This is a genomic window from Staphylococcus sp. HMSC13A10 (assembly GCF_001808005.1).
GTDB lineage: Bacteria > Bacillota > Bacilli > Staphylococcales > Staphylococcaceae > Staphylococcus > Staphylococcus pasteuri.
This window is the reverse complement of the sequence record NZ_KV791888.1, coordinates 1-563: the sequence shown is the minus strand read 5'-3', so window position 1 is coordinate 563 and position 563 is coordinate 1. Positions and strand designations below refer to the sequence as shown.

Genomic DNA, 563 nt, shown 5'->3' with positions numbered 1-563 from the left:
ATGTCTCAAGGTTGGTGGTTCCCAACTATGGCTTCAGCATTTCTAATATTTACCATTATTATTATGTTCTTAGCTGCGACAGGTCCAAAAGGATTGGGAGAACAAGGTGTTGTAGATGAATTTGTTAAAGGGGCATCAAGTTTAGTAGGTGTCTCACTTATTATAGGGTTAGCACGTGGTATCAATTTAGTATTAAATAACGGAAGAATATCAGATACGATTTTACATTTTTCTTCATCACTTGTTGAAAATATTCAAGGTCCATTATTTGTTATCGCATTACTATTTATCTTTTTCTTCCTAGGATTTATTATTCCATCATCATCTGGACTAGCTGTATTAGCGATGCCTATTTTTGCACCATTAGCTGATACGGTTGGTATACCTAAATATACGATTGTATCTGCGTATCAATTTGGTCAATATGCAATGTTATTCTTAGCTCCAACCGGTTTAGTCATGGCTACATTACAAATGCTCAATATGCGTTATTCACATTGGTTCCGTTTCGTTTGGCCAGTTGTGGTCTTTGTACTGGTATTCGGTGGTGGCATGTTAGTAAC

Annotated in this window: 1 pseudogene; it reads left to right on the top strand. The window is 36.2% G+C overall.

Annotated features, from left to right (window positions below):
• Positions 1-563 (top strand): annotated as a pseudogene (locus HMPREF3125_RS12340) (YfcC family protein); the annotation flags it as partial.